We start from the raw sequence: 18,720 nt of genomic DNA, 5'->3' as shown, positions 1-18,720 counted from the left end.
CCTCGCTTAGAAGATCCAGGGAGGATCCGGGGCCATGTCTCCCACCAGGCGTCAGGCGACGGCGGGCCTGTTCGCGGCGGCCGGCGCGGTCGCGCTCGGCGGGTCGGCGCGGGCCCAGGAGCCCGTGATCGAGGCCTCCGATGATCCCGGCGCGCCGCCGGTGGAGCTCGGCGCGGGCCAGACCCGCAACGAGCACCTGCTGGCGCCCGTCAGCATCAATGGCCACGGCCCCTATCACTTCCTGCTGGACACGGGAGCCAACGCCTCCTGCGTGTCGCACCGGCTGATGACCGAGCTCGCCCTCACCCCGGGTCCGCCGACCCGGGTGCACACCGTCGTCGGCGTGCGGACCCGGCCGAGCGTCCTTATCGACCGCCTGCAGGTCGGCCAGCGGGACCGGCGCAAGGTCAAGGCGCCCGCCCTGCCGATTCGCGGTTCGGAAGTGGACGGCGTGCTGGGGGTCGACTGGCTGAAGGGCCAGCGCCTGGTCCTCGACTTCAAGCGCAGCGCCATCGAGATCACCGCCAGCCGCGCCGAGCGCACCGAGACGGGCAGCGTCGTGGTTCCCGCCAAGCGGCGTCTGGGCCAGCTGACCATCGTCGACGCCGACCTGCGCGGCGAGCGGATCAGCGCGATGATCGATTCAGGCGCCCACGTCAGCCTCTGCAACGCCGCGCTGAGGCAGCTCGTGCTGGCCGCCGAGGCGAAGCAGGGCGTCGCCCAGCCGCCGCAGAAGGTGGAGCTGGAGACCCTGGCCGGCGAGCGGTTTGAGGGGCAGCTCTTCTACCTGCCGTTCCTGCGGCTGGGCGGGCTGCACCTGGGGAATGTGCCGGTGGTCTATGCCGACATGCACGTCTTCAAGGTCTGGGGCCTGGAGAGCACGCCCGCCCTGGTGCTCGGCATGGACCTCCTGAAGCAGTTCGACGCGGTCTCGCTCGACTTCGGCCGTTCGCGCGTGCGGTTCGACGTCTCGGAGACTCAGCGGCTGGCCGAAGCCTCCCGCAGCGCCGCGTCCTCGGTGCGGATCCGCACCCAAAGCACGGTGGCGTTCAGCGCCGAAAACGCGGCGGCGTAGGCGGGCAGGCCGAACACCAGCGGCAGGACGGCGATCTCCGCCACCACCACGGCGTAGTTGGGGTGCGGCAACAGCCGAAACGGACCTTTGGCCACCAAGGACTCACCGGGCAAGGTGATGATGCGCGTGGTCCAACGCTCGCCCAGGGTGGCGATAACCCAGACCCTCAGGGCCTGCAGCACGGCGAAGGCGGCCAGCCAGGCGAGGCTCGCCGGCCGGTCCCAGGCAAGCCACCACAGCCCCACCAGCCAGGCGGCGTGCAGGCCGACGATCAGCGGATAGTGCGAGGCGCCGCTCTCCACCCCGCCCCGGGCCAGCAGCCGCCGCGTGTTCCTCTGGGCCAGCGCCAGCTCGCCCAGCCGCTGCAGGGTGACAAAGGCCAGGATGGCGAGCGACAGGGTCATGCGGCGGCGAGCGTCACCGTGCTGGCCGTGAAGCCGGGGCCGAGGGCGGTGGCCACCGAGCGGCGCGGCAGGCCAGCCCGCCGTGCGCGGTCCAGAACGTAGAGCACCGTGGGCGCCGACATGTTGCCGTGGTCGGCCAGCACCGCCCGTTCGTGGTCCAGGGCCCCCTGGCCGAGATCGAGCGAGCCTTCCAGCGCCTCGATCACCTTCACCCCGCCGGGGTGGCAGACGAAGCGGTCCACGTCCTCGACGCCAAGCCCCTGCCCCGCCAGCATGGCGTCCATGGCCGGGCGCAGGTGCTGGCGGGCGAACGGCGGGATGGCGCGCGCGAAGATCACGCCCAGGCCCTGCGGGTCCACGCGCCAGCCCATGATGTCGAGGGTGTCGGGCCAGGTGTGCTCGGCGCTGGCCTCCACCTGCGCGAAGCCGTCGGCGCCGGCCTGCAGGACGCAGGCGGCCGCCCCGTCGCCGAACAGGGCCGTGGCCACGATGTCGGCCTTCGACGGCTCATCCATGCGGAACGACAGGGTGCAGAGCTCAACGGTGACGAACAGCACGCGGCAGCCCGGCTGGGCCGCCGCCAGGCGGGCCGCCAGGGCAAGCCCCGTCGCACCGCCCGCGCAGCCCAGGCCGAAGACCGGCACGCGGGCGGCGTCGGGCCGGAAGCCCAGAGCGCCCATGGCGCGGGCCTCGAGGCTCGGCGTGGCGATCCCGGTGGACGAGACCGTGACGATCACGTCGATGTCCGCGCCGGTCAGCCCCGCCTCGTCGAGCGCGGCGGCCGCGGCGCGGGTGAAGAGGTCCACCGCCGCTTCGGTGTAGGCGGCCGTCCGTTCGGGCCAGCCGCGCGGCTCCAGGTACCACTCCATCGGCATGGCCGCTTGCCGGCGGCGGATGCCGACGGTCTCGAACACGGGCGCCATGCGTTCGAACTGCGGGAAGCGGTCGAGGAACACCCCGCGCGCCGCTGCGGCCACGTCGGATTGCAGCAGCTCGTGCCGCGGCTCCGCCGTTGCGAGCGAGATCAGCCCCACGGGCCTTGGCATCGGACGGCCTCCCCGGCGCACACCGGCGCCGAAGCAGCAACCCTCCCGTGAGAACGTGGTTCCGCCCTATATCAAAGGTGACGCCAGCCGCCGTGGCCGATGTCAAGGAAGCGCCCGCCCATGCGGGTGGAGACCCCCTCCCCCACCGAGACCTCACCGATCACCGTGAAGCCAGCCGGCTTCGGCGCGTCGGCCGGCGCCGTGCAGATCACCTCGTAGTCGTCGCCCCCGGTGGCCAGGCGCACGAGCGCGGCCGTCGGGTCGGGCTGCGCCTCCAGCCAGGTGGCCGCGCCGCGCGACAGCGGGATCCGTTCCAGGTCGAGGGTCAGCCGCACGCCGCTGGCGCGAGCGATATGACGGGCGTCGGCCACCAGGCCGTCGGAGATGTCGGCCGCGGCCGTCGCATGCCGGCGCAGAGCCTGGCGCACGTCCAGCCTCGGCTGCGGCAGCTGATATCGGAACACCAGGTCCCCCTCGGGATCCTCGATCTCGCTCTTGAGGGCGGCGAGCCCGAGGACGCCATCGCCGATGGTGCCGGTGACCAGCACCAGGTCGCCGGGCCGGGCGCCCTTGCGCCGCACCATGCCGCCTTCGGGGACCCAGCCCATGGCCGTCAGGCTGGCCGTGAACGGACCGGTGGTGGAGACGGTGTCGCCGCCCAGCAGGTCGACCCCGAAGCCCTCGAGGTCCGCCGCCAGCCCCTTGGCGAAGCGCTCCCGGTCGCGCGGCTCGAAGCCCGTCGGCCAGCCCACCGCCAGGAAGCAGCCGAACGGCTCGGCCGCCTTGGCCGCCAGGTCCGACAGGTTCACCCGCAGGAGCTTGCGGGCCACCAGGTCCGGCGCCTCGCCATGCGGGAAGTGGACGCCTTCCACCAGGGCGTCCTTGGTGACCACCAGGTCGAAGCCGGGCCGCGCCGGGATCACCGCGGCGTCGTCGAGCAGGTCGAAGGCGCCGGCGGCGCCGTGGGTCAGCGGCCGGAAGAGCCGCTCGATCTCCCCGAACTCGTCAGCTCCGGACATCCTGGGCCACCGCGTCGAGGGCGCCGTTCACGAAGCCGGGCTCCGGCCCCTCGAAGAAGGACTTGGCGAGTTCCACGTACTCGTCGATGGCCACTTCGGTCGGCACGTCGGGCCGGTTCGCGAGCTCGAAGACGCCCGCCCGCAGGATGGCGCGGACCGTGGCGTCGAGCCGCTCGAGCCGCCAGCCCTGGGCGAGCCGCCGAGCGATGGCCGCGTCCACCCGCTTCTGCTCGGCGACGACGCCGCGGACGAGGTCGGCGAAGAAGGCCTCGTCCGCGCCGGCCAGCGTCATGTCCTCCACCCCGCGGTCGAAGCGGTGGTCGGAGAACTCGCGGATCACCGCCTCAGCCCCAGCCGACGAGAGCTCCATCTGGTAGAGCGCCTGCACCGCCGCCAGCCGGGCGACGGAGCGGGCTTGGCGCGGCGGGCTCATCGGCGGCCGCCCATCAGCTGCTGCTTCAGCTCGACCATGGTGAGGCAGGCGCGGGCCGCGCCGCCTCCCTTGTCGCCCTCGCTGATCCGGGCGCGCGCCCAGGCCTGCTCCTCGTCCTCGGTGGTGAGGATGCCGTTGCCGATGGCGAGGCGCTTGCCGACCGTCAGGTCCATGATCCCGCGGGCGCTCTCGTTCGAGACGATCTCGAAGTGGTAGGTCTCGCCGCGGATGACGGTTCCGAGCGCCACGTAGCCGTCGTAGTGCACGCCCTCGCGACCCCCCTCGGCGGCGAAGGCGATGGCCCCGGGAATCTCCAGGGCGCCCGGGACGGTGACGACGTCGTACTGCGCGCCGAACGCCTTGAGGGCGTCGGTCGCGCCCTCCAGCAGGGCGTCGGCCAGGTCGTCGTAGAAGCGCGCCTCCACGATCAGGATGCGGATCGGCTCGTCGCTCATCAGGGTCCCTTGCGAAGTTGGGAGGTCCCTTTAGGCCGTTTCGCGCCAGCGGGCGAGATAGCGCGCCAGCATATCGATCTCCAGATTGACGCGCGCTCCTGGGGCCAGCTGGCCGAGGGTTGTCACCTCCCAGGTGTGCGGGATCAGGTTCACCCCGAACACGTCGTCCTCCACCTCGTTCACCGTCAGGGACACCCCCTCGACGGTGATCGAGCCCTTTGGCGCGATGTAGCGGTGCAGCGGCCGCGGAACGCGGATGCGGACGCGGTGCGAGCCGCCCTCCTCCGACACTGAGACCACCTCGCCCACGCCGTCCACGTGACCGGAGACGATGTGCCCGCCCAGTTCGTCCCCGACGCGGGCGGCGCGCTCCAGGTTGACCCGCCGGCCCTCGGCCCAGTCGGCGAGCGTGGTCTTGTCGAGGGTCTCGCCCGACACCTCCACGGCGAACCACCCCTGGCCCTTCTCCACGACGGTCAGGCAGCAGCCCGCGTGGGCGATGGACGCGCCGATGTCGACCGTCGAAAGGTCGAACGCGGTCTCGATCTCGTACCGGCGGTCGCGGTTGGTCTCGCGCACGCTGCGGACGCGACCGACGTCGGTGACGATGCCCGTGAACATTCTAGATCCTCTCGTACCGCTCCCACAGGTCGTCGCCGACCTCACGGACCTCGACCCTGCGGAAATGGGGCGCGTCGGAAAGCCCGGCAATGGCCAGGGCGCCGACGCCCGGCCGCCCTTCGCCGCCGATCACGATCGGAGCCCGGAACCATTCGATGGCGTCCACCAGGCCGCAGCGCAGGAAGCTCGCCGCCACCTGGCCGCCGCCCTCGACGAACAGCCGCTGGAGACCCTCAGCCGCCAGGGTCTCGACAACCGTCTTCAGCTCGGGCCGGTCCTCGCCCACAGCCCGGACGTGCAGGACGCGCACGCCCAGCTCGACTAGCGCCGGATCGGGCTCGGTGGTCGCCACGACGTAGGTCGGGGTCTCGCGCGCTGTGGCGACCAGCTTGCACTCGGGCGACAGGCGCTGGCGGCTGTCCAGCACCACCCGCGCCGGCTGCGGCCCGTTGTAGCCCGGCGTGCGGACCGTCAGCTCAGGGTCGTCGGCGAGCGCCGTTTCCACGCCCACCAGCACCGCGTCATGCTCGGCCCTGAGGCGATGCACCTGCTCGCGGGCGGGCTGGCCGGTGATCCAGCGGCTCTGGCCCGAGGCGGTGGCGATGCGTCCGTCGAGCGACGTTGCGAGCTTCAGGGTGACGGACACGGCCTCAGCGCTCGTCCTGCTCGTTCAGCCCCTCCTCGCCCAGGAAGCGGGCGAAGTCGCCGGTCTCGCGGAAGTCGCGGTACACCGACGCGTAGCGGACATAGGCCACGTCATCGAGCTGCTTCAGCTGTTTCATGACCAGCTCCCCGATGGTGGAGGACGGCAGCTCGGTCTCGCCCATGCTCTCCAGCTGGCGCACGATGGTGGAGATCATCTTCTCCATCCGATCCGGCTCCACCGGCCGCTTGCGCAGCGCGATGGAGAGTGAGCGGGCGAGCTTGTCCCGGTCGAAGGGCGTGCGCCGCCCCGACCGCTTCAGGATGGTGATCTCGCGCAGCTGGACGCGCTCGAAGGTGGTGAAGCGTCCGGCGCACACCGGGCAGAGCCTGCGCCGCCGGATCGCCGCGCCGTCTTCCGACGGACGGCTGTCCTTCACCTGGGTTTCATCGTGGCTGCAGAACGGGCAACGCATATCTAGCCCCTTTCGCGGCCATCTACCCCAATTAGGAGTAGATGGGGAAGCGCCGCGTCAAGGCCACCACCTCGCTTCGCACCTTCTGTTCCACCGCCGTGTTGTCGGCGCCGGTGCCCAGGCCGTCGAGGACCTCGCCGATCCACTTGCCGACCTGCCGGAACTCGCCGGGCCCGAAGCCGCGGCTGGTGCCGGCCGGCGAGCCGACGCGCAGGCCCGAGGTCTGCATCGGCGGCAGGGGATCGCCGGGGATCGAGTTCTTGTTGGTGGTGATGCCCGCCCGCTCGAGCGCCACCTCGGCGTCGGCCCCCGACACGCCCTTCGGCGTCAGGTCGACCAGCATCAGGTGGCTGTCGGTGCCGTTCGAGACGATCTTGAAGCCGGCCTGCTGCAGGCTGTCGGCGAGCGCGCGGGCGTTTTCCACCACCTGCCGGGCGTAGAGCTTGAACTCCGGCTTGAGGGCCTCGCCGAACGCCACGGCCTTGGCCGCGATGACGTGCATGAGAGGTCCGCCCTGCAGGCCGGGGAAGACGGCGCTGTCGATCTTCTTCGCCAGCTTCTTGTCGTTCGTCATGATCATGCCGCCGCGCGGCCCGCGCAGGGTCTTGTGCGTCGTGGTGGTGACCACGTGGGCGTGCGGGAACGGGTTCGGATACTCGCCCGCCGCCACCAGGCCCGCGTAGTGGGCGATGTCGCACATCAGGATCGCACCGACGCTGTCGGCGATCTCGCGGAAGCGTGCGAAGTCGATATGCCGTGAATAGGCCGAGCCGCCGGCGATCACCACCTTGGGTTTGTGCTCGAGGGCCACGGCCGCGGCCTCGTCGTAGTCGATCAGGTGGTCCTGGGTGCGCACCCCGTAGGCCACCGGCCGGAACCACTTGCCCGACTGGTTGACGCTCTTGCCGTGGGTCAGGTGGCCGCCGTGGTCCAGGTTCATGCCCATGAAGGTGTCGCCCGGCGCCATGGTCGCCATGAACACCGCTTGGTTCGCCTGGCTGCCCGAGTGCGGCTGGACGTTGACGTACTCGCATCCGAACAGTCGCTTCGCCCGCTCGATCGCCAGGCTCTCGGCCTCGTCCACCACCTCGCAGCCGCCGTAGTAGCGCTTGCCGGGATAGCCCTCGGCGTACTTGTTGGTGAGCACCGAGCCCTGCGCCTCCAGCACCGCCTTCGAGACGATGTTCTCGGAAGCGATCAGCTCGATCTGCTCCTGCTGCCGTGTCATTTCGCGCCCGACGATGGCGGCGATGTCGGGGTCGCCGGCGGCCAGCGATTGGGTGAAGAACTCGTCGGTGGTGGCTTGCGGAGCGTGCACGTTCAAGGGCGTCGCCTTTCGAGCGGGGAGAATCCAGGGCGGGCGGAGTGGGCTGTTTACTCCGAACGCCGCTCGCTTCCAACGCCGGAACCAAAGCCCCGCCTGCTGCGTTCCCAGCTAACCCGACGTGCATGTGCAAGGCGGCGTGGGGGGTGTGCTGCGTATGACAAGGGGGACTGAATGAGCGTTGGACCCGACCCCGACAGCCGCTCGGGCGAGGAAATTCTGCGTCTGGGGGCCGGTATCGTCGCCGCCTATGTCAGCCGTAACGCCGTCTCGGCCGAGGCGGTGCCCGACATCATCCGCACCGTGCACCAGACGCTGGAAGGCCTGACCCGCGGCGGCGCGGCGGCCCAGCCGCAGCCCGAGGAGCGGCCCAAGCCCGCCGTGCCGATCAGCCGCTCGGTCCAGCACGACTACATCGTCTGCCTCGAGGACGGTAAGCGCCTGAAGATGCTGAAGCGCTACCTCCGCTCCCGCTACAACATGAGCCCCGACGAATATCGCCGGCGCTGGGGCCTGCCCCCGGACTACCCGATGGTGGCGCCCGCCTACGCCGCGCGCCGTTCCGACTTCGCCAAACAGATCGGCCTTGGCCGTGGCGTCCGGAGGCGCAAATGACCCAGAAGCTTCGCGACGCCGAGCTGCGGCCGTTCTCCAAGAGCGGCTACGAAATCCTCGACGAAGACCTGCACACCCGCGGTGAGGTGGTGATCTGGTCGGTCAGCCCGCTGACGCCGCGGCTGGGCGATTTCTTCACCATCGAGAGCGAGGGCGCGGTCCACGAAGTGGCGGTGGAAGAGCTGACCACCTTCAAGGGCGGCTGGTCCGCCCGCTGCCGTCTCGAGCAGGCCTACTGATCGGCCCCTCGCCCCAGGCGGCGCGCCCGGACCCAATCTGGGTCTCCCGGCGCGCGCGCCGCAGTTGAATAGGGACGACCCGGCGTTATCTCTCAGTCTGCTTCGGCGAGCCGGTCCGGGTCTTGTGAGTACGGCGACGGCCTGATCAACCGTCCCACCCGGCAAACGCCGCCAAGCCAGCCAGAACAGCGCGCAGCGGTGTTGGACCCGCCTCGTCCCGCCTCGGGATGCCGCTTGTTCTGGCGATGGCCGATCTTCCGACCACAACCAGCTGTCATCCCGGTTTCGCGAAGCGAAGACCGGGACCTCTGACGGCCCTGGTCCAGAGGTTCACACAAGCATCGCCGCCGCGGCGCGCCGGCAGCGCCTCGCTGGAGGTCCCGGTCTTCGGCTGCGCCGAAACCGGGATGACAGCCTGAGCTGTGGCGCCGGACGGCCTAGGCCGCGACGCCGCCGACGCGCTTGATGTTGCAGTGGACCCAGAGGGTCTCGAGCGCATCAGCCAGCTTGTCCATCATCTCGTCGGTGTGGGCCGGAGACGGCGTGAACCGCAGCCGCTCCGTGCCGCGCGGCACCGTCGGGTAGTTGATCGGCTGGACATAGATCCCGTGCTCCTCGAGCAGGATGTCCGAGATCATCTTGCAGTGGACCGGGTCGCCCACCAGCACCGGCACGATGTGGCTGACGCTCGGCATGACCGGCAGACCGGCCTTGGTCAGGCGTGTCTTGAGGGTCGCCGCGCGCTCCTGGTGGGCCCGGCGGACCTCGTCGTGCTCCTTGAGGTAGCGGATCGAGGCCACCGCGCCGGCGGCGAGCGCCGGCGGCAGGGAGGTGGTGAAGATGAAGCCGTCGGCGTAGCTGCGGATGGCGTCGACGATCACCGCGTCGGCGGCGATGTAACCGCCCATGACGCCGAACGCCTTGCCCAGCGTGCCTTCGATGATGTCGATCTCGGCCATCAGGCCGTCGCGCTCGGCGACGCCGGCTCCGCGCGGGCCGTACATGCCGACCGCGTGGACCTCGTCGATGTAGGTCATGGCGCCGTACTTCTTGGCCAGGGCCACGGTGCCGGCGATGTCGGCGATGTCGCCGTCCATGGAGTAGACGCTTTCGAAGGCGATCAGCTTCGGCGCGTCGGGGTCCGCCTCGATCAGCAGCTGTTCCAGGTGCTCGAGGTCGTTGTGCCGGAAGACCTTGCGCTGCTCGCGCTTGCCGGCCCGGATCCCCGAGATCATCGAGTTGTGGTTCAGCTCGTCGGAGAAGACGATCAGCCCCGGCAGGATCTTGTAGAGCGTCGACAGGGACGCCTCGTTGGACACGTAGCCCGAGGTGAACAGCAGGGCGGCTTCCTTGCCGTGCAGGTCGGCGAGCTCGCGCTCCAGCTCCACGTGATAGTGGGTCGTGCCCGAGATGTTGCGGGTGCCGCCAGAGCCGGCGCCGGCTTCCTCGATGGCCTGGTGCATGGCGTCCAGGACCACGGGGTTCTGGCCCTGGCCAAGGTAGTCGTTGGAGCACCAGACGGTGATTTCGGCGGTCGTGCCGTCCGCGCGCGTCCAGGTGGCGTTCGGGAACTCCCCGCGGTGCCGCTTCAGGTCGGCGAACACCCGGTAACGGCCCTCGGCGCGGACCTTCTCCAGCGCGGTGCGGAACGCGTCTCTGTAATCCATCGACCTGCAATCCCGTCGGCCAAGCACATAGTGCGCCCACGGTCCCCTTGAATCTAGCCGCGCTTTTCGCATCGCGGGTTCCGGATGTCTACTCGGCGGGCCGGCCCGGGCATTGACCTGGGTCAAGTCCGCGCCCGTCCGTGGACGGCGATATCGAAGCCGCTCCTCTCGCGATCAAGGACACAGAACCTGCGGCGCGCTGACGCGCTTTAGGTCCGGACCCACCACAGCACAGCAGAGGCGTGACCTTGGCGACCGTGATCCGCATCTACCCTGAGGCCGGGGACGCCGGCATTGGTCCGCACCTCGAGTTCAACCTCTCGGATTTCGGCGGCCAGTTGCCCAACTGCGGCGACCTGATCATCAAGCCGCAAGGCCAGGGCGCGCCGGGCGACGAGGTCTGGGAGGTCTCCACCCGCTACTTCGATCCGGGCCCGGGCTTCGACGCCGGCGCCTGCCTGCATGTCCTGGTGCGCAGCCGGCCGATGTCGCCTTCCGAACGCGCCCTGCACCAGGGGCTCTCGCCGCCGCTCCGGTCTTGACCGGGGCCGCCACGGCGTCGTCTCTGCGCGGCGGGAGGACGGATCGAGATGCGCGGAAGCTGTCACTGCGGGCGGATCGCCTACACCCTGGATGAGACGCCGACCCAGGCGATCGAGTGCAACTGCTCCATCTGCCGCCGGCGCGGGAGCATCCTCGCCTTCGCAAAGCCGGAGGGCTTTCACCTGGAGACCTCCCGGGACGAGATCGCCGTCTACACCTGGAACACGGGCGTCATCCGCCACCAGTTCTGCCGGACCTGCGGCTGCGCGCCCTTCGCCGAGGGGCTCGGCCCGAACGGCCCGATGGTGGCGATCAACTTGCGCTGCGCCGAGGACCTGGACCTCTCGTCCGTGACCGTCACCGCGTTCGACGGCGCCCACCAGATCCCCGGACCGGCGGATCAGCCCTAGGCCACGCTGCGGCCGCGCAGCATCTCGAGGATGGCGCTGAAGTCCTTGCCGCCGCCCCCCAGGCGGTCGAACAGGGCGTAGAGCCCCTCGGCCGCGGCGCCCAGCGGCGCGGCCGCGCCGGCGCGGGCGGCGGCCTCCTGGGCGAGCTTGAGGTCCTTCAGCATCATGGCGGTGGCGAAGCCGCCCTCGTACCCGCGGTTGGAGGGCGCCGTCGGCACCGGCCCGGGCCAGGGGCAGTAGCTGGTCAGGCTCCAGCACTGGCCGGACGACTGGGAGCTGATCTCGAAGAACTTCGCCGGATCGAGCCCCAGCTTCTCCGCCAGCGCCAGGGCCTCGCAGACCCCGATCATCGAGATGCCCAGCACCATGTTGTTGCAGATCTTGGCCGCCTGCCCTGCGCCGTGGTCGCCGGCCCGGAACACGACCCGGGCCATGGGCGAGATGGCGTGTTCGATCGCCGGGTAGTCCGGCTCGTCGCAGCCGACCATGAAGGCCAGCGTCCCGGCCTCGGCCGCCGCCGTGCCGCCGGAGACCGGGGCGTCGGCGAAGCGGAAGCCGGCCTCGCGGGCCTGGGCCGCCACGGCCCGGGCGCTGTCCACATCGATGGTGGAGCAGTCGATCAGCAGGGCGCCCTTCGGGGCGTGGGGGAACACCTGCTCGGCGTAGACCTGCCGCACGTGCGGGCCGGCCGGCAGCATGGTGATCACCACCTCGGCCTCACGCACCGCTTCCACGACCGACCCGGCGGCCGAGCAGCCGGCGGCGACGGCCTTGTCCACCGCCGCGGGGCTGAGGTCGAAGGCGCTCACGACCCGCCCGTCCTTCGCCTGGTTGGCGGCCATGCCGCCGCCCATGTTGCCGAGGCCGATGAAGGCGATGCGGGTCATGAGAACCTCTGACGCTGGAATGACTTACTTGGGTTTGCGGAACTTGTAGACGAACTGGTCCGTATGACCGCGCAGGGCCGGGTCGAACACCCCCTTGCTGCGGTCGTCCGCCGGGTTGGCGAGCGCCTTGCTCTCGCCCTCGAAGCGGAACCCCGCCGCTTCCAGATTGCGGCGCACGGCGGCCGGATCGATCCGGTGGAGGGTGTTGGCCGTCTCGGCCACCGGGGCCCCGGCCCTGGCCGCGTGGTCGAGGATGATCAGCACGCCGCCCGGCTTCACGGCGTTGAAGATCGCCTTGTCCACGGCGGGGACGTCGAGGTTGAAGCGGGTCAGGTAGAGGTCGTGGTAGTTCTGCGAGGTCCAGAACACATCCACCGGCTCAGGCAGGCTGAAGCTGCCGATCCCCGTCTGCACCAGCTTGATGTTGCCGTAGGCCGGATCCGCGGCGATGGCGGCGATCGGCGGCGGGCTGGCGGCGTTGGCCGGCGGCGGGTTGGTGACCGCGTAGACCACGCCCTTCGGACCCACCGCCTTGGCGAAGATGCGGGTGAAGTAGCCGCCGCCGGGGATGAAGTCCGCCACCCTATGGCCGGCCTTCACCCCTGCGAACTCCAGCATCTCGGCAGGCTTGCGATCGGCGTCGCGCCGGGTGTCGGCCTCGGGCCGGGCCTTGTCGGCGACGGCGGCGGCGACGTGCTTGCCGGGTTTGGCCTCGGCCACGCCGGCGGAGAGCGCCAGCGCCGCGCAGGCTGCGAGCAGCAGCTTGGTGTTCATGTTGCAACCTCCCAGGGCGGCCGGCCGGCCGCCATGCGGTCAAGGTAGAGGGGTCCAGGCCTCACCGGAAGGCAGGGGCGCGAAGATCTCGTCCAGCATGGCCTCCGTGACGCCCTCCACCGTGGCGGGCTCCCATCGCGGCTGGTTGTCCTTCTCCACGATGACCGCCCGCACGCCTTCCAGGAAGTCGTGCCGCTGCACCACCCGCGCGCCGATCCGGTATTCCAGCGCCATGTTCTCGGCGAACGACCGGGCCGCCCCGCCCAGCTTCAGCTGCCGGAAGGCGACCTTCATGGTCTGCGGCGACTTGGTCCCCATGACGGCCAGCTGCTCGCGCGCCCAGTCGCTGTCCTCGGCCCGCAGGGCGGCGAGGATCGCCTCCACCGAGCCCAGGCCGAAGATGCGCTTGATCTCGTCCTGGTGGGCGGCGAGCGGCGGCCGGCCGGGTTCGCCCTCGAGTTCGGTGAGCAGGGTCTCCATGGCGGCCGGGTCGGCGACCACCCCGGCCTTGAACCGCTCGACGTCCTTGCTCTCCAGATAGTCGGTGGCCACCCCCACCAGCTCGCAGTCGGCGGCCTTGATCCGGGCGCCGGTGAGCGCCAGCCACAGGCCGATGTGGTCCGGCATCCGCGGCAGGTACCAGCCGCCGCCCACGTCGGGGAACAGGCCGATGCCGGTCTCGGGCATGGCGAACACCGTCCGCTCGGTGGCGATCCGGAAGCGGCAGGGCCGCGACAGGCCCACGCCGCCGCCCATGGTCACCCCGTCCATCACCGCCACCGTGTATTTGGGGTAGTGGAACAGCAGGTGGTTCAGCCGGTATTCGGTGTGGAAGAACTCGCGGGCGGCCGCCCCGTCCCCCGCCCCGCTCTCGGCCAGCATGCGGATGTCGCCGCCGGCGCAGAAGCCGCGCTCGCCCGCGTGGTCGATCAGCACCAGCTTCACCGCCGGCTCGTCGCGCCAGGCCGCCAGCGCCTCGATCATCAGCCGGCACATGTTCGTCGTCAGCGCGTGCAGGGCCTTCGGGCGGTTCAGGGTGATCCGGCCGACGCCGTTCTCGATCCGCGTGAGGACTTCGGGCTCTTCGCTCATTGCCTAAGCAGCTCCCGCGCGGTGATCACGCGCATGATCTCGTTGGTGCCTTCAAGGATCTGGTGGACCCGCAGGTCGCGCACGATGCGCTCCAGCGGGAAGTCGCGCAGGTAGCCATAGCCGCCGTGCAGCTGGAGCGCCTGGTTGGCCACCTCGAACCCGGCGTCGGTGGCGAACCGCTTGGCCATGGCGCAATAGCGCGTGGCGTTGGGGTCGCGCTTGTCCAGGGCGTCGGCCGCCCGGCGGACCATCAGCCGCGCCGCCTCCAGCTCGGTGGCCATGTCCGCGAGCCGCCACTGCAGGCCCTGGAAGTCCTTCAGCGGGCTGCCGAACTGCTTGCGGGTCTCGAGGTGCGCCTTGGCGGTGTCCAGCGCCAGCCCGGCGCCGCCCAGGCTGCACGAGGCGATATTGATCCGCCCGCCGTCCAGGCCGGCCATGGCGAAGCGGAATCCCTCGCCCTCCTGGCCGATGCGGTTGGCCTCCGGCACCCGGCAGTCGTCGAAGTTCACCTGGGCGGTCGGCTGGGCGTTCCAGCCCATCTTGCGCTCCTGCGCCCCGAAGGACAGGCCGGCGGAGCCCTTCTCCACCACGAAGGCTGAGACGCCCTTGGGGCCCGGCCCGCCTGTCCGGGCCATCACCACATAGACGTCCGAGGTCCCCGCCCCCGAGATGAAAGCCTTGGAGCCGTTCAGCACATAGGCGTCGCCGTCCTTGCGCGCCGTCGTCTGCAGGGCCGCGGCGTCCGAGCCGGAGCCTGGCTCGGTGAGGCAGTAGGAGGCGATCAGCTCCATGGTGGTGAGCCGCGGGAGGTACCTGCGCCGCAGCTCGTCCGCACCGAAGCGGTCGATCATCCAGGCGGCCATGTTGTGGATCGAGATGAACGCCGCCGTGGCCACGTCGCCGTAGCTCAGCTGTTCGAAGACGATGGAGGCGTCCAGGCGGGTGAGGCCCGAGCCGCCGACGTCCTCCTGGACGTAGAGGCCGGCGAATCCCAGCTCGGCCGCCTTGCGCAGGACATCGACCGGAAAGTGCTTTTCCTCGTCCCAACGGGCGGAGTGGGGGGCGAGCTCTTCTGCGGCAAAGGCGCGCGCGGCGTCCTCGATCGCCCTCTGATCGTCGGTGAGGCTGAAGTCCATGATGTCGGGGTTCGATTGACGGGATTGAGGAATTCGCGCCAGTGACGCACCCTGTCAACATCGGACCGGTTGGCTTTGGGGGGCCACCATGACGACGGACTACCTCGCCGCCCCCGCGGGCGACAATTCGCAGAACCTGGCCATGTTGGGCTACGCGCTGCTGTTCGCCTCGATTTTCTTCGCCGGCTTCCCGGCGTTGATCGCGGTGGTGATCGCCTATTCGCAACGCGGCGCCGCGCGCTGCATGGTCAGCAGCCACTTCGCCTTCCAGATTCGCATCTTCTGGGTGGCCTTCGTCCTCAGCCTGGCCGCGGCGGGCTGCGCCCTGGCCGGGGTCATCGGCGGCCTGGGCGAGGTGCTCAGCATGGCCAGCATCACCGGCTGGGAGCACCTGGAGACGCTGCAGATCCAGCTGCAGGACATCACCATCGGCGCCCGGGTCATCGCGCTCCTGGCGCTCGCCGTGCTGCTGGGCTTCCTGTCCAGCCTGTGGCTGCTGATCGCGCCCGCCATCGGCTTCATCCGGCTTGCGTCCGAGCGCGGCATGGGCGACAGCGCGGCGGCATGAGCCCCGCCCCCCTCGCCGCCTATCCCGCCCTCCGTCTTCGCCGCCTGCGCCAGGCCGACTGGGTCCGCCGCCTGGTCCGCGAGACGGTGCTCACGCCGGCCGACCTGATCTGGTCCATGGTGGTGCATGAGGGCGAGGGCGAGGTCCCGGTGGGCTCGATGCCGGGCGTGGCCCGCCTGTCGGTGAAGGGCGCCGCCGCCGCCGCGAAGGAGGCCCGGGCGCTGGGCATTCCCGCCATCGCCGTCTTCCCGCACATCGACGGCGCCAAGAAGGACGCCCTAGGCACGCTGGCTCACGATCCGAACGGCCTCGTCTGCAACGCCGTCAAGGCGATGAAGGACGCCGCCCCTGAGGTAGGGATCATGTGCGACGTGGCCCTCGACCCCTTCACGGACCACGGCCACGATGGCCTGGTGGAAGGCGGCCGGATCCTCAACGACGCCACCATCGAGCGGCTCGTCATGCAGGGCCTCGTCCAGGCCAAGGCCGGTTGCGACATCCTCGCCCCTTCCGACATGATGGACGGCCGCTGTGGCGCGCTGCGCACGGCGCTCGAGGCCGAGGGCCTGCAGGACGTGATGATCATGTCCTACGCCGCCAAGTACGCTTCGGCCTTTTACGGCCCCTACCGGGAGGCCATCGGCTCAGGAAAGCTCGGCACGGGCTCGGTGGACAACCCCGGCGACAAGAAGACCTATCAGATGGACCCGGCGAACACCGAGGAGGCCCTGCGCGAGGTCGCCCTCGATATCGCCGAGGGGGCGGACATGGTCATGGTGAAGCCCGGCCTGCCCTACCTCGACATCGTCCGCCGCGTGGTCGACGAGTTCCGCCTGCCGACCTTCGCCTTCCAGGTCTCGGGCGAGTACGCCATGCTCATGGCCGCCGCCCAGAACGGCTGGCTCGACGAGGAGCGCGCCATCCTCGAGAGCCTGGGCGCCTTCAAGCGCGCCGGCGCCGCCGGGATCATCAGCTACTTCGCGCCCCGCGCTGCGCGCCTGCTCGGCGCATGACCATCGAGCCGCGGAAACCCGCCCTGCCTCACCCCATCACCGCTCTTCCCGGCGAAAGCCGGGATGAGCGGATTTTGGCCTAGGACCTCAGCCAGCCCTCCAGGATGGCGTTGACCCGCTCGGGCGCTTCCTGCTGCACCCAGTGGGAGACGCCGGGCAGGCGCTCGATGCGAAGGTCACGAACGAACGCCTCCGTCCCCTCGAGCGTCTCGAGCCCCAGTGCGGCGTCCTCCTCGCCCCAGACAATCAGCGTCGGGGTCTCGATCGCCGGCCACTGGCGATCCTGCACGCGATAGCGCACCGCCGCCCGGTACCAGTTGATCATCGCCCGCATGGCGCCCGGCCGGAGCGCATTGGCGGCGTAGCGGTCGAGGACCTCGTCGGGGAAGCGGCTCTTGTCCACCGCCATGCCGTGGAAGGCCCGGCGGATCGCCTGCGCCCTGCGCGCGGTCATCATCCGCTCCGGCAGCCAGGGGAGCTGGAAGAAGGCCACGTACCACGACCGCTTGCGCTGCGCCGGGGAGGTGCGGATCACGCGGGCGAACACCGCCGGGTGCGGCACGTTCATGATCACCAGCTGCTTCAGCGGCCGTACGCGGTCGGCGGCGAAGGTCCAGGCGACCAGTGCGCCCCAGTCGTGCGCCAGCAGGGTGACCTCCCTGGCGCCGCTGGCGTCGATCAGGGCGGCGACATCGTCCACCAGCCGGTCGATCCGATAGCTCGCCACGTCCTGCGGCCGGGGCGTGGTGTCGCCATAGCCCCGCAGGTCCGGCGCCCACGCGCGGTAACCCAGGCCCGCCAGCAGCGGCATCTGGTGGCGCCAGGAATAGCGGCTCTCCGGAAAGCCGTGCAGGCACAACGCCAGCCGATCCCCCTGCCCCGCCTCGTCCACGGCGAACCGGAAGCCGTTCGCCTCGACCGTGCGGGTGGTGATCATGCGGGCCTCCTAGATCACGAAGTAGGCGCTGGGCTCCTCCGACCCGGGCAGGTTGATCATCTGGACGAAGCGGAAGCCAAGCTTTTCCAGCACCCGCTGCGAGGCGGTGTTGGTGGGCGTGGTGATGGCGGCCAGCTTGGTCAGTCCCATGGTCTCGCGGGCGTGGCGCAGGACCGCCGCGGCGGCCTCGGTGGCGTAGCCCTGGCCCGAGTGCCGAGCCAGGAAGGCGTAGCCGATGTCGGGGGAGTCCAGGCCGTCGCGGCCGACGACGACGCCGCACATGCCAAGCGGCTGGCCCGCCGCGTCGCGGACCACGAACCAGGGGCTCTTCGAAAAGCGCTCCTCGATGTAGGCGCGCGCCCCGTCGAGGGTGCGCACGCCCCGGTCGCCGATGTTGGCGATCCAGCCCGGATCGTTCAGCAGCTCGAGCACGAAGCCCGCGTCGTCGGCGACCGGCGGCGTCAGCGTGAGGCGTTCGGTCCTCAACGCGGCGGCTCCAGCCGCGCCACCAGGCTGGAGGTGTCCCAGCGGCTTCCCCCAAGCGCCTGCACCTCGCCGTAGAAGCCATCCACCAGCGCCGTCATATCGAGCTTGGCGCCGTTGCGGCCGGCCTCCTCCAGCACCAAGCCCAGATCCTTCCGCATCCAGTCCACGGCGAAGCCGAAGTCGAACTTGCCCTCCGCCATGGTCTTCCAGCGGTTGTCCATCTGCCAGGACTGGGCGGCGCCCTTGGAGATCGCCTCATAGACGTCCTGCGGCTCCAGCCCCGCCCGCTTGGCGAAGTGCAGCGCCTCGGCCAGCCCCTGGACCACGCCGGCGATGCAGATCTGGTTGCACATCTTGGTCAGTTGGCCGGCCCCGGCCTCGCCCATTAGGCGGATCGCCTTCGTATAGGGGCCGACGACCGGCTGGATGCGGGCGAAGGCCTCGGCCGCGCCGCCGCACATGATGGTCAGCTGGCCGTTCTCCGCGCCGGCCTGGCCGCCGGACACCGGGGCGTCCACGAAGCCCACGCTGCGCTCGGCGGCCTTGGCCGCCATCTCGCGCGCCACCGCGGCGGACGCCGTGGTGTGGTCGACGATGATCGCGCCGGGCGCCAGCGCCGGCAACGCCTCGCCGACCACCTGGCGGACGTCGTCGTCGGCGCCCACGCAGAGCAGGAAGACCTCGGCGCCGCTCGCCGCCTCGGCCACGGTGGGCGCCGAGCGGCCGCCGTAGGTCTCCACCCAGCGGGCGGCCTTGTCGGGGCTGCGGTTGTAGACGGTGACCTCATGGCCGGCCCGGGCCAGGTGTCCCGCCATGGGGAAGCCCATCACCCCCAGGCCCGCGAACGCGACCTTCATC

General features: G+C 70.6%; 24 protein-coding genes. 7 read left to right on the top strand and 17 right to left on the bottom strand.

Annotated features, from left to right (window positions below; translation table 11 throughout):
• Positions 1-34 precede the first annotated feature (34 nt).
• Positions 35-1,075 (top strand): retroviral-like aspartic protease family protein, encoded by a 1,041-nt coding sequence (locus VIL67_RS16615; RefSeq protein ID WP_332050025.1) that lies wholly within the window; start codon positions 35-37, stop codon positions 1,073-1,075.
• On the opposite strand, the gene VIL67_RS16610 is transcribed toward VIL67_RS16615, so the two are convergent.
• From VIL67_RS16610 to glyA, 9 genes are all read right to left on the bottom strand, one after another.
• Positions 979-1,479 carry an isoprenylcysteine carboxyl methyltransferase family protein gene (locus VIL67_RS16610; RefSeq protein ID WP_332050024.1) on the bottom strand — a complete coding sequence of 167 codons (501 nt, stop codon included), beginning with the start codon at positions 1,477-1,479 and terminating at the stop codon, positions 979-981. The two genes, VIL67_RS16615 and VIL67_RS16610, sit on opposite strands and share 97 nt — an antisense overlap.
• Complete coding sequence (locus VIL67_RS16605) at positions 1,476-2,525, bottom strand: type III polyketide synthase (RefSeq protein WP_332050023.1); 1,050 nt, start codon at positions 2,523-2,525, stop codon at positions 1,476-1,478. The genes VIL67_RS16610 and VIL67_RS16605 overlap by 4 nt, the downstream gene beginning before the upstream one ends.
• 71 nt (positions 2,526-2,596) lie before the next feature.
• A complete protein-coding gene (thiL, locus tag VIL67_RS16600) occupies positions 2,597-3,544 on the bottom strand; it encodes a thiamine-phosphate kinase (protein WP_332050022.1) in 948 nt (315 codons plus the stop codon).
• Entirely contained in the window at positions 3,531-3,977 is a 447-nt protein-coding gene (nusB, locus tag VIL67_RS16595; protein WP_332050021.1) for a transcription antitermination factor NusB, read from the bottom strand. The genes thiL and nusB overlap by 14 nt, the downstream gene beginning before the upstream one ends.
• Positions 3,974-4,432 (bottom strand): 6,7-dimethyl-8-ribityllumazine synthase, encoded by a 459-nt coding sequence (gene ribH, locus VIL67_RS16590; RefSeq protein ID WP_332050020.1) that lies wholly within the window; start codon positions 4,430-4,432, stop codon positions 3,974-3,976. Before ribH ends, nusB begins: the two co-directional genes overlap by 4 nt.
• 30 nt (positions 4,433-4,462) lie before the next feature.
• The gene (locus VIL67_RS16585; RefSeq protein ID WP_332050019.1) at positions 4,463-5,053 is read right to left on the bottom strand and encodes a riboflavin synthase; all 591 of its coding nucleotides are present in this window, start codon (positions 5,051-5,053) and stop codon (positions 4,463-4,465) included.
• A 1-nt stretch (position 5,054) separates the two neighbouring features.
• Entirely contained in the window at positions 5,055-5,699 is a 645-nt protein-coding gene (locus tag VIL67_RS16580; RefSeq protein ID WP_332050018.1) for a RibD family protein, read from the bottom strand.
• 4 nt (positions 5,700-5,703) lie between these two features.
• Complete coding sequence (gene nrdR, locus VIL67_RS16575; RefSeq protein WP_332050017.1) at positions 5,704-6,171, bottom strand: transcriptional regulator NrdR; 468 nt, start codon at positions 6,169-6,171, stop codon at positions 5,704-5,706.
• Between the two features lie 31 nt (positions 6,172-6,202).
• Positions 6,203-7,489: a serine hydroxymethyltransferase gene (gene glyA / locus VIL67_RS16570; protein ID WP_414696220.1), complete on the bottom strand. Its 1,287-nt coding sequence runs from the start codon at positions 7,487-7,489 to the stop codon at positions 6,203-6,205.
• A 180-nt stretch (positions 7,490-7,669) separates the two neighbouring features.
• Between glyA and VIL67_RS16565 the strand changes: the two genes are divergently transcribed.
• Together VIL67_RS16565 and VIL67_RS16560 are read left to right on the top strand one after the other, a co-directional pair.
• Entirely contained in the window at positions 7,670-8,110 is a 441-nt protein-coding gene (locus tag VIL67_RS16565; RefSeq protein ID WP_332050016.1) for a Ros/MucR family transcriptional regulator, read from the top strand.
• Positions 8,107-8,349 (top strand): hypothetical protein, encoded by a 243-nt coding sequence (locus VIL67_RS16560; RefSeq protein WP_332050015.1) that lies wholly within the window; start codon positions 8,107-8,109, stop codon positions 8,347-8,349. Before VIL67_RS16565 ends, VIL67_RS16560 begins: the two co-directional genes overlap by 4 nt.
• Positions 8,350-8,786: 437 nt before the next feature.
• Here VIL67_RS16560 and hemA read toward each other — a convergent pair whose 3' ends face one another.
• Positions 8,787-10,016 carry a 5-aminolevulinate synthase gene (gene hemA / locus VIL67_RS16555; RefSeq protein WP_332050014.1) on the bottom strand — a complete coding sequence of 410 codons (1,230 nt, stop codon included), beginning with the start codon at positions 10,014-10,016 and terminating at the stop codon, positions 8,787-8,789.
• Positions 10,017-10,264: 248 nt separating this feature from the next.
• Here hemA and VIL67_RS16550 point away from each other — a divergent pair, with 248 nt between their 5' ends.
• Positions 10,265-10,558 carry a hypothetical protein gene (locus VIL67_RS16550; protein ID WP_332050013.1) on the top strand — a complete coding sequence of 98 codons (294 nt, stop codon included), beginning with the start codon at positions 10,265-10,267 and terminating at the stop codon, positions 10,556-10,558.
• Between the two features lie 48 nt (positions 10,559-10,606).
• Positions 10,607-10,969 carry a GFA family protein gene (locus tag VIL67_RS16545; RefSeq protein WP_332050012.1) on the top strand — a complete coding sequence of 121 codons (363 nt, stop codon included), beginning with the start codon at positions 10,607-10,609 and terminating at the stop codon, positions 10,967-10,969.
• Here the strand turns inward: VIL67_RS16545 and mmsB are convergent.
• The 4 genes from mmsB to VIL67_RS16525 are packed head-to-tail and all read right to left on the bottom strand — an operon-like array spanning position 10,966 to position 14,858.
• Positions 10,966-11,856, bottom strand: a complete 891-nt coding sequence (gene mmsB / locus VIL67_RS16540; RefSeq protein WP_332050011.1) for a 3-hydroxyisobutyrate dehydrogenase — start codon at positions 11,854-11,856, stop codon at positions 10,966-10,968. The genes VIL67_RS16545 and mmsB overlap by 4 nt on opposite strands.
• Before the next feature lie 24 nt (positions 11,857-11,880).
• Complete coding sequence (locus VIL67_RS16535) at positions 11,881-12,630, bottom strand: class I SAM-dependent methyltransferase (protein ID WP_332050010.1); 750 nt, start codon at positions 12,628-12,630, stop codon at positions 11,881-11,883.
• A gap of 39 nt (positions 12,631-12,669) precedes the next feature.
• Positions 12,670-13,722: an enoyl-CoA hydratase/isomerase family protein gene (locus VIL67_RS16530; RefSeq protein WP_332050009.1), complete on the bottom strand. Its 1,053-nt coding sequence runs from the start codon at positions 13,720-13,722 to the stop codon at positions 12,670-12,672.
• A complete protein-coding gene (locus tag VIL67_RS16525) occupies positions 13,719-14,858 on the bottom strand; it encodes an isobutyryl-CoA dehydrogenase (RefSeq protein ID WP_332050008.1) in 1,140 nt (379 codons plus the stop codon). Before VIL67_RS16525 ends, VIL67_RS16530 begins: the two co-directional genes overlap by 4 nt.
• An 88-nt stretch (positions 14,859-14,946) precedes the next feature.
• On the opposite strand from VIL67_RS16525, the gene VIL67_RS16520 reads away from it, so the two are divergent.
• Both VIL67_RS16520 and hemB read left to right on the top strand, forming a co-directional pair.
• Positions 14,947-15,426, top strand: coding sequence for a hypothetical protein (locus VIL67_RS16520; protein WP_332050007.1), 480 nt, complete (start codon positions 14,947-14,949; stop codon positions 15,424-15,426).
• On the top strand, positions 15,423-16,439 hold the full coding sequence (gene hemB, locus VIL67_RS16515) for a porphobilinogen synthase (RefSeq protein ID WP_332050006.1): 1,017 nt from the start codon (positions 15,423-15,425) through the stop codon (positions 16,437-16,439). The genes VIL67_RS16520 and hemB overlap by 4 nt, the downstream gene beginning before the upstream one ends.
• A gap of 79 nt (positions 16,440-16,518) precedes the next feature.
• On the opposite strand, the gene VIL67_RS16510 is transcribed toward hemB, so the two are convergent.
• The 3 genes from VIL67_RS16510 to VIL67_RS16500 are packed head-to-tail and all read right to left on the bottom strand — an operon-like array spanning position 16,519 to position 18,719.
• The gene (locus tag VIL67_RS16510) at positions 16,519-17,376 is read right to left on the bottom strand and encodes an alpha/beta fold hydrolase (protein ID WP_332050005.1); all 858 of its coding nucleotides are present in this window, start codon (positions 17,374-17,376) and stop codon (positions 16,519-16,521) included.
• A 9-nt stretch (positions 17,377-17,385) separates the two neighbouring features.
• Positions 17,386-17,862: a GNAT family N-acetyltransferase gene (locus VIL67_RS16505; RefSeq protein ID WP_332050004.1), complete on the bottom strand. Its 477-nt coding sequence runs from the start codon at positions 17,860-17,862 to the stop codon at positions 17,386-17,388.
• Complete coding sequence (locus VIL67_RS16500; protein WP_332050003.1) at positions 17,859-18,719, bottom strand: NAD(P)-dependent oxidoreductase; 861 nt, start codon at positions 18,717-18,719, stop codon at positions 17,859-17,861. The genes VIL67_RS16505 and VIL67_RS16500 overlap by 4 nt, the downstream gene beginning before the upstream one ends.
• Between the last annotated feature and the right edge of the window lies 1 nt (position 18,720).

It is taken from the genome of Phenylobacterium sp. (genome assembly GCF_036563385.1).
Lineage (GTDB): Bacteria > Pseudomonadota > Alphaproteobacteria > Caulobacterales > Caulobacteraceae > Phenylobacterium.
The sequence above is the reverse complement of the archived record's forward strand: the minus strand, read 5'-3'. Positions and strand labels throughout refer to the sequence as shown.

What these genes read in the sequence shown, in the direction of transcription:
- VIL67_RS16545 (WP_332050012.1), top strand. Translation starts at nt 10,607, where the DNA reads ATGCGCGGAAGCTGTCACTGCGGGCGGATCGCCTACACCCTGGATGAG.
- VIL67_RS16530 (WP_332050009.1), bottom strand. Translation starts at nt 13,722, where the DNA reads ATGAGCGAAGAGCCCGAAGTCCTCACGCGGATCGAGAACGGCGTCGGC.
- ribH (WP_332050020.1), bottom strand. Translation starts at nt 4,432, where the DNA reads ATGAGCGACGAGCCGATCCGCATCCTGATCGTGGAGGCGCGCTTCTAC.
- thiL (WP_332050022.1), bottom strand. Translation starts at nt 3,544, where the DNA reads ATGTCCGGAGCTGACGAGTTCGGGGAGATCGAGCGGCTCTTCCGGCCG.
- mmsB (WP_332050011.1), bottom strand. Translation starts at nt 11,856, where the DNA reads ATGACCCGCATCGCCTTCATCGGCCTCGGCAACATGGGCGGCGGCATG.
- VIL67_RS16605 (WP_332050023.1), bottom strand. Translation starts at nt 2,525, where the DNA reads ATGCCAAGGCCCGTGGGGCTGATCTCGCTCGCAACGGCGGAGCCGCGG.
- VIL67_RS16565 (WP_332050016.1), top strand. Translation starts at nt 7,670, where the DNA reads ATGAGCGTTGGACCCGACCCCGACAGCCGCTCGGGCGAGGAAATTCTG.
- nusB (WP_332050021.1), bottom strand. Translation starts at nt 3,977, where the DNA reads ATGAGCCCGCCGCGCCAAGCCCGCTCCGTCGCCCGGCTGGCGGCGGTG.
- hemB (WP_332050006.1), top strand. Translation starts at nt 15,423, where the DNA reads ATGAGCCCCGCCCCCCTCGCCGCCTATCCCGCCCTCCGTCTTCGCCGC.
- VIL67_RS16520 (WP_332050007.1), top strand. Translation starts at nt 14,947, where the DNA reads ATGACGACGGACTACCTCGCCGCCCCCGCGGGCGACAATTCGCAGAAC.
- VIL67_RS16525 (WP_332050008.1), bottom strand. Translation starts at nt 14,858, where the DNA reads ATGGACTTCAGCCTCACCGACGATCAGAGGGCGATCGAGGACGCCGCG.
- VIL67_RS16535 (WP_332050010.1), bottom strand. Translation starts at nt 12,630, where the DNA reads ATGAACACCAAGCTGCTGCTCGCAGCCTGCGCGGCGCTGGCGCTCTCC.
- VIL67_RS16610 (WP_332050024.1), bottom strand. Translation starts at nt 1,479, where the DNA reads ATGACCCTGTCGCTCGCCATCCTGGCCTTTGTCACCCTGCAGCGGCTG.
- nrdR (WP_332050017.1), bottom strand. Translation starts at nt 6,171, where the DNA reads ATGCGTTGCCCGTTCTGCAGCCACGATGAAACCCAGGTGAAGGACAGC.
- hemA (WP_332050014.1), bottom strand. Translation starts at nt 10,016, where the DNA reads ATGGATTACAGAGACGCGTTCCGCACCGCGCTGGAGAAGGTCCGCGCC.
- VIL67_RS16585 (WP_332050019.1), bottom strand. Translation starts at nt 5,053, where the DNA reads ATGTTCACGGGCATCGTCACCGACGTCGGTCGCGTCCGCAGCGTGCGC.
- VIL67_RS16500 (WP_332050003.1), bottom strand. Translation starts at nt 18,719, where the DNA reads ATGAAGGTCGCGTTCGCGGGCCTGGGGGTGATGGGCTTCCCCATGGCG.
- VIL67_RS16560 (WP_332050015.1), top strand. Translation starts at nt 8,107, where the DNA reads ATGACCCAGAAGCTTCGCGACGCCGAGCTGCGGCCGTTCTCCAAGAGC.
- VIL67_RS16615 (WP_332050025.1), top strand. Translation starts at nt 35, where the DNA reads ATGTCTCCCACCAGGCGTCAGGCGACGGCGGGCCTGTTCGCGGCGGCC.
- VIL67_RS16510 (WP_332050005.1), bottom strand. Translation starts at nt 17,376, where the DNA reads ATGATCACCACCCGCACGGTCGAGGCGAACGGCTTCCGGTTCGCCGTG.